At 61.3% G+C, this 1,497-nt stretch carries 2 protein-coding genes; one reads left to right on the forward strand and one right to left on the reverse strand.

Translation table 11 applies throughout. The features are described 5' to 3' along the window. Nucleotides 1–11: 11 nt before the first annotated feature. Nucleotides 12–314, reverse strand: coding sequence for a LexA family protein (locus tag AC0L14_RS34690; protein ID WP_473612790.1), 303 nt, complete (start codon nucleotides 312–314; stop codon nucleotides 12–14). 38 nt (nucleotides 315–352) lie between these two features. Between AC0L14_RS34690 and AC0L14_RS34695 the strand changes: the two genes are divergently transcribed. Beyond that, nucleotides 353–1,484 (forward strand): IS630 family transposase gene (locus tag AC0L14_RS34695; RefSeq protein WP_473752219.1). Its coding sequence is split into 2 segments (ribosomal slippage): nucleotides 353–1,042 and nucleotides 1,044–1,484, totalling 1,131 coding nucleotides; the frame shifts between segments, so codons are not numbered across the junction. The last annotated feature ends 13 nt before the right edge of the window (nucleotides 1,485–1,497 follow it).

Genomic DNA, 1,497 nt, shown 5'->3' on the forward strand with positions numbered 1-1,497 from the left:
CTAGTACCTTTTCACAGTGATGTTGACTGGTTGATTTCCAGCCATTCGAGAATGGGCAGGCGTTGCGGAGGAACAAGGATCTCGATGCTTCTTGGAACGCGGGGTTGACGGCGAATGAGGCCGTTGCGTTCGAGGGTGACGATCATCTGATGGACCGACGGCGGACTGACCTGGAAATGGCGTTGGATGTCGGCTTCGGCGGGCGAGCACCGAAACATGTGCGAATAGGTGTAGATGAAGGCCAGGTACTGACCCTGCTTTTCGGTGAAGCCCTTGTCGGCGGGCCGCTGTGCAGCGTCTGATTTTTGACTCATCTTTGGATTCGTCCGGTGCCTCCGACGAGGAGGCCGCAATGAACATACGTTATCGAGTGGAACTGAGCCAAGCCGAACGCGACGAGTTGAACACCATGCTGAAGGGAGGCAGGCATGCTGCCCGTAAGCTCAAGCGAGGCCAAATCCTGCTTGCCGCGGATGCCGGAAGCAGCGACGAGGAGATTGCCCGGGTGGCGGCGGTGGGCGGCTCGACCGTCTATCGCACCAAGCGCCGTTTTGTGGAGGGCAATCTGGAATACGCAATGAGCGAACTGCCGCGTCCGGGGGCCGAGCGCAAGCTGACCGGCAAGGAGGAAGCCTTGCTGGTGGCGACGGCGTGCGCGAACCCGCCTGCGGGCCGACGCCGCTGGACACTGGAACTGCTTGCCGACGCCATGGTCAAGCTGACCGATCACGATAGTCTGTCGCACGAGACGGTGCGCCGCCGGCTGGCCGAGAACCACCTCAAGCCGTGGCGCAGGGACATGTGGTGCATTCCCCAGGTCAACGGCGAGTATGTGGCACGCATGGAAGACGTGCTCGATCTCTATGCCGAAGCGCCCGATCCAAAGCGCCCGGTAGTCTGCTTCGACGAGACCCCGGTGCAGCTCATCGGCGAGGTTCGTCAGCCCATCCCCGCCGAGCCCGGCCAGTTGGAGCGCTACGACTATGAGTACCGTCGCAACGGCACCGTCAATCTGTTCGTCTTTCTTGACGTGAACCGGGCCTTGGCGAAGGGTCAAGGTCACCGCGCGGCGCACCGCACGAGATTATGCCCACTGCATGCGCGACCTCGTCGATGTCCATTATTCCGACGCAAGCTGCATTCGCGTCGTGCAGGACAATTTGTCGACCCACACGGCGGGCGCCCTCTACGAAGCCTTCCCGCCGGCCGAAGCCCGCCGCATCCTGCGCCGTCTGGAATTCCACTACACGCCCAAGCACGCCAGTTGGCTCAACATGGTCGAGATCGAGATCGGCGTCCTCAACGGCCAGTGCCTGGATCGACGTATCGACAATGCCGAGCGTCTCACCAGCGAGATCGCCGCATGGGAGCGCCAGCGAAACGCTGCCGGAGCTCGTATCGATTGGATGTTCACAACCGACAAGGCCCGAGCCAAAATGGGTCGGGCCTATCCGGAAATGGTCAAAGAGTCAGAACCACTGTGAAAAGGTACTAGCA

The organism is Mesorhizobium sp. WSM4841 (assembly GCF_055811515.1).